The 5,082-nt window shown below is 60.7% G+C and carries 7 protein-coding genes; 5 read left to right on the top strand and 2 right to left on the bottom strand.

All coding sequences use genetic code 11. The features are described from left to right. Positions 1-119: 119 nt before the first annotated feature. Positions 120-1,013 carry a phosphoribosylaminoimidazolesuccinocarboxamide synthase gene (locus BGI27_RS17365; protein WP_095526034.1) on the top strand — a complete coding sequence of 298 codons (894 nt, stop codon included), beginning with the start codon at positions 120-122 and terminating at the stop codon, positions 1,011-1,013. A gap of 117 nt (positions 1,014-1,130) precedes the next feature. Here the strand turns inward: BGI27_RS17365 and BGI27_RS17360 are convergent, their stop codons facing one another. Then, positions 1,131-1,937 (bottom strand): type 2 periplasmic-binding domain-containing protein, encoded by an 807-nt coding sequence (locus BGI27_RS17360; RefSeq protein WP_141239796.1) that lies wholly within the window; start codon positions 1,935-1,937, stop codon positions 1,131-1,133. Between the two features lie 136 nt (positions 1,938-2,073). Then, entirely contained in the window at positions 2,074-3,069 is a 996-nt protein-coding gene (locus tag BGI27_RS17355) for a succinylglutamate desuccinylase/aspartoacylase family protein (RefSeq protein WP_095526032.1), read from the bottom strand. Between the two features lie 250 nt (positions 3,070-3,319). On the opposite strand from BGI27_RS17355, the gene BGI27_RS17350 reads away from it, so the two are divergent. From BGI27_RS17350 to BGI27_RS17335, 4 genes are all read left to right on the top strand, one after another. Continuing rightward, positions 3,320-3,829 (top strand): zinc-ribbon domain and TM2 domain-containing protein, encoded by a 510-nt coding sequence (locus BGI27_RS17350; RefSeq protein ID WP_095526031.1) that lies wholly within the window; start codon positions 3,320-3,322, stop codon positions 3,827-3,829. Positions 3,830-4,140: 311 nt separating this feature from the next. Then, positions 4,141-4,320, top strand: coding sequence for a hypothetical protein (locus BGI27_RS17345; RefSeq protein WP_141239797.1), 180 nt, complete (start codon positions 4,141-4,143; stop codon positions 4,318-4,320). Next, positions 4,317-4,934 (top strand): hypothetical protein, encoded by a 618-nt coding sequence (locus tag BGI27_RS17340; protein WP_095526029.1) that lies wholly within the window; start codon positions 4,317-4,319, stop codon positions 4,932-4,934. Before BGI27_RS17345 ends, BGI27_RS17340 begins: the two co-directional genes overlap by 4 nt. Before the next feature lie 41 nt (positions 4,935-4,975). Continuing rightward, a partial coding sequence (locus tag BGI27_RS17335) for a transposase (protein ID WP_141239830.1) occupies positions 4,976-5,082 on the top strand: 107 nt, incomplete at its 3' end.

The raw sequence follows: 5,082 nt of genomic DNA, 5'->3' as shown, positions 1-5,082 counted from the left end.
ACTCGATGTGGGATTCGACTATGCATAGCGCTTGACGGCCAAGACGGTTGCTCAGGCCTTAGTCCTTAGTCCTTAGTCTTTAGTCCTTAGTCCTTAGTCCTTAGTCCCGGTTTTCTGCCATGAGCCAGCCTTTGTACGAATCTTCCATCACCAGCCTGCCGCTGGTTGCGCGCGGCAAGGTGCGCGATATCTATGCCATCGATGACGACAAGCTGTTGATCGTCACGTCCGACCGCCTTTCCGCCTTTGACGTGATCCTGCCCGACCCCATCCCGCGCAAGGGCGAAGTGCTGACGCAGACAGCTCTGTTCTGGTTCGAGCGGCTCTCGCACATCCTGCCCGGTCAGCTCACCGGTATCGCGCCGGAAGACGTGGTTGCGCCCGGCGAGCGTGAGCAGGTGAAGCGCCGGGCGTTGGTGGTTCGGCGCTTCAAGCCCCTGCCCATCGAAGCCGTGGTGCGTGGCTACATCATCGGTGGCGGCTGGAAGGATTACCTTGCTACCGGCCAGGTCTGTGGCCACACGCTGCCGGTAGGGCTGAAGCAGGCAGCGAAACTCGAGCAGCCGCTGTTCACGCCTTCTACCAAGGCGGAGATGGGTACCCACGACGAGAACATCGATTTCGCCAGATGCGTCGAGCTGATGGGCGAAGCGCTCTCCGCCAAGGCCCGCGACGCAGCCATCCGCCTCTACTCGGAAGCCCGCGATTACGCTGCCACGCGCGGCATCATCATCGCCGACACCAAGTTCGAGTTCGGCCTGGATGAAGCCGGTACGTTGCACCTCATCGACGAAGCGCTGACGCCCGACTCCTCGCGTTTCTGGCCCGCTGACAGCTACAGGGAAGGCATTTCGCCGCCGTCCTACGACAAGCAGTATGTGCGCGACTATCTCGAAACCCTGGACTGGAACAAGACGGCGCCGGCACCGCGCCTGCCTGCCGAGGTCATCGCAGCCACCAGCGCCAAGTATGTCGAGGCCTACGAACGTTTGACCGGCAAGACTTTGCCCTGACCGGCCGGGTTGCTTGCCGATACGGGGATGGAGTGCCTGATGAGGGCGTTTCCATCCCCGTTGTCTTTGGTGCCGGTCCGTGCGATCCAGGTGGATATGGTCGCAGGCGAAACCGCGTCAGCGTGTCGCTGGCGTACCGGAAGCTGTTGTGCACAGGCCGGTGCGCGGATCGCGCGGGTCGAACCACAATGCGCGCTGGGTGAGGCCATGTCGTTCGTCGAGCAAGGGGTTGGGCATGCGGATCAGGCGGCGCGAGCATAGCCCGGCCCGCGCCAGTTGCTCGCCGTGGGCCTTGATCACCATGCGCAGCAGGCTGCCGTCGCGCACCATCGTTTCCATGCCGGCGCTGATGCGTTCGGCCAGACGTGGTGCCTTGGGCGAGACGAAGACATAGGTCGGCAACGGCATGTCCAGCAGCAGCTCACGATCTATCGCCAGATCCGGCAACACGGCGGCAAGCCTGGCATGCTCGGTGAAGGCCTCGCTGATGCTGCGCGGAAAATAATCCAGGCGGCCGGCGTGCAGCATGCGGGCCAGTGCATCCTGATTCAGCGCCATTTCCAGGCGCATTTCATTGGCTTCCAGTATCAGCTTGGAAGACCAGCCCATGCCTACACCCAGACGCAGCCTGCGCAAATCTTCCAGGCCAAGGATGCGCGCCATGAGGGGTTGGTCCTGCTGCCTGATCAGGCCAATGCGCAACCCCGAAAGACCCATATCCACCGGGATCCGTACGACCAGCAGCTTGCTCTCCCAATCCGGCTGCGTGGCGACGATGGCCAGGTTGATCGAGTGGCCGTCCTGCATTGCCTCCAGCATGCGCGCACGTGCCATCGAATGCCGGACGTATTCTATCCGCCATGGCCCATGACTTTTTTCCGTGCGGCGAAGCGCTTCGCGCAGCACGGTTTCGGAAAACGGCATGGCGGCTTCCGTGCTGCTTTCCCGATAGGCAATGCGCAGCAGATCCTGTGCGTGTACTGACCCGGAAAGCCAGCACAGCAACAGAAGGCCCGCTGCACGAAGCAGCAGAGGCGGAAAAGTAAGCCGCATCACCCGCTCAGGCGCGCAGTCGGCGCGTACTCGGCCGGGCGAAGTAGAACCATTCGTTGCCGGGTGCCGACTTGCCGTTGGGGAACACGATGTAGCCATCGGCCGGTGCGGTTACGGCTTTGCCGTCATGCCGTGTACCGATCAGCTCACCTTCGCGTACCGAATCGAAACTTTTCCATTCGCGTGCGAAGCCATCCTCCGGATGCAGGCGGTCGATCACTTCTTCCAGGCGCAGGAATTCGACTTCGCTTTGCGCGGGCGGCAGTGGCTCGTCGAGCAGGCCGAGTACCGCAAGGGCGTTGCGGATGGCAGCATAGGCCACCTCGGGCGCGGCCGGGTCTTCGTGCTGGCCGCATTCCAGCGTCAGCGCGCACCCTCCCTGGGCGCGCATGTATTCGGTGGTGCCCACGCCATAGCTGGGATGGGTGGACAGCATCTGCGCGCGCAGGCTGGCATCCGGATAGGCCAGGCGCTTTTCCACTCCGCGCGCGTAGGTATCCAGCCAGCCTTCGACGACACGCCCCACCCCCAGGCGCAGCACCAGTTTTTCCTCCAGTGCCGATTGCGTGAAGGGCTGCAGTGCACCGTCGTTATCCTGTGGCCCCAGCATTGCGAAGGCTTGTCCTTGGGAAAGAAACGAGTGCAGATCCAGTAATACGTCATGCGCGGCCAGCAGCGGGCACAGTGCATTGGCGATGCGATCCTCGAAATCCTCGGGGGCATCGGTGGGGCGCAGGTTGCGGTTGAGATTGCGGTCCCCGTTGCGCTGCTTGCGGTGATAGGCCAGTGGATTGGTGATCGGCACCACGGTGAGCTGGCCGCGCGCCAGGCTGAGGCGGCCACTGTCCAGCTCCGTGATCAGGCGTTCGATGGCGCGGGTGCCGCAGACCTCGTTGCCATGCACCGCACCCAATATCAGCAGCTTCGGTCCGGCTTCCAGGCCATGGAAGGTGTGGCTGCGCAATGAGGTGGTGGACGGCTGGGTGAGGACGGGGTGGCTCATGGCGTTCTGACGCGGGCTGTCGGGGCGGCTATTGTGGCAGGAAGCCGCTCCGCGCGGCGCGCATAATGTGGGCGTTCCGTGCCCGGAGTCTCCTCATGAACGACAGTCTTCGTGCCCCGCGTGGCAGTCTGCAACTGCGTACCCTGGCAATGCCGGCCGACACCAATATTAGGTAATCATTTAAACCTTCATAGCAGTGGTTTTTTTGACCCTCTGATCTTCATTTCCGGCTCACATCCAGGAGAAGATCATGGAAAGCAAGTACTGCCACAGTTGTGGCGAGCAGATCGCCAAGACCGCTTCAACCTGCCCCAAATGCGGGGCGCCCCAAGCAGGGTCGGTGTCTCACCTGATCAGTGCAGCGACACCTCGGAACAAGACCCTTACGGTCGTCTTTGCGCTGATCCTTGGCGCCTTCGGTGTCCACAAGTTCTATTTGCGTCAGTACGTGGCCGGGGTCATCTACCTGCTTTTCTTCTGGACCTACATTCCCGGGCTCATTGCCTTGGTTGAAGGTAGCCGCTTCGTCTTCATGTCGGACGCCGATTTCGACAATCGCTACAACGACGGGCAACAGGTCAACAAATCCGGTCCTCTCGCGCCAATACTGGCAGCGGTCACGATCCTGATGGCCATCATCGCAGTTTTGAGCATCATCGTTGCCATCGCACTACCGGCGTATCAGGACTACAGGAAGCGGGCAGAGGCGCGTTCCAACAAGGACAAACCATTGAGCAAAACGCCTCCAGCACGAAGCTGACCGCCGAGGATCGCCGCTTTCAAGCACTCATCGTCGGTAAGACCTTCATCAGTAACGAAACCAAAGACTCTTACGAACTCACGGACTTCCTGCCCGACAACCGCTACGCGCATTCCCTGTTCGGACGACGCGAAGGTAACGATACCCTCCTGTTTCTTCAGGTCGGCACCTACTCCTTGAAGGGCGACGTGCTCTCGATACTGCAAGCATCCCACATGGTTGTCGGGGTACCCGGAATCCCTGAGAACTGGCGAACTTCCAAGAACAACCTGTTGAGGGATCGCATACAAACGACGGACACTTCCGGATTCATGGCACACCGCGAGTACGCCATGTCTTCCGATGGAAAGCCGGGAGAAGTCGGTACCTCCATCACCTACCGCTTGTCTCCGGAGCGCTCCGATGTGCGGAAGAACGTCTATAGGTTCTTCGACACGCTTGAGCCGGAGCTTTTCATCGCCGAAGGCTTTTCGCAGGATGTCCTGCAATGAACCGAGCTATCGTGTTGTTCAGCGGTTTGACGCTGCTGTGGAGCGCTTCGGGCACTGCGGCCAGCGTCATGCCTCAGATCGACGAGGCTTATGTTTGCACGGTGCGCGACGGCAATACGCAACAACGCATCCACATGGCGGACGGCAACTTCTACGCGGAGTTCTACAAAACCGAAAGCGGTACGCCGTCGCTCTTCAGGAAAGACTTGGGGCAGTGGCGGTCAGGGCCTTCCGGAGGCGTTCGATTCACGACCTACTACGTCTTCGACTACGCCCAAGAGCGTTGGGCCAACATCGGCTGGCCTGACGAACGCTATGCGGGCAACCCTCAAAAGCTGGAGGTCACGGTGCAAGGGAGTCTTCCCTACCCATGCGTGAAGCACAGCGAAGACAGTGCCAGACTGATTCGTGCCGCGCGGGCAGTACGCCAGGAAACCGATGAACTCCTCCGGCACAATCGCCAAGCGCAGGAAGAGAAAAACCGGAAGATCCGTCAGGAGGTCGAGCAGGAGAAGGCGCAAGTCATGGTAGCCCGCGAAATCGCGTACGCGGCGATTGCTAATGCGCCTGAGGAACTGCGTTGCGTGGGTCCTGAATCGCCCCCGGTTCACTAGACACTTCGAAGCCTTAAGCTGGCAACCAAGTGGAGGTGTCTATGAGTAGCAAGCGATACACGGAAGAGTTCAAGATTGAAGCGGTCAAGCAAGTGACCGATCGCGGACATAGCGTTGCGGACGTTGCCGGGCGACTGGATGTGAGCAT

Origin of the sequence: Candidatus Dactylopiibacterium carminicum (genome assembly GCF_014736495.1) — a bacterium.
Taxonomy (GTDB): domain Bacteria; phylum Pseudomonadota; class Gammaproteobacteria; order Burkholderiales; family Rhodocyclaceae; genus Uliginosibacterium; species Uliginosibacterium carminicum.
The sequence above is the reverse complement of the archived record's forward strand: the minus strand, read 5'-3'. Positions and strand labels throughout refer to the sequence as shown.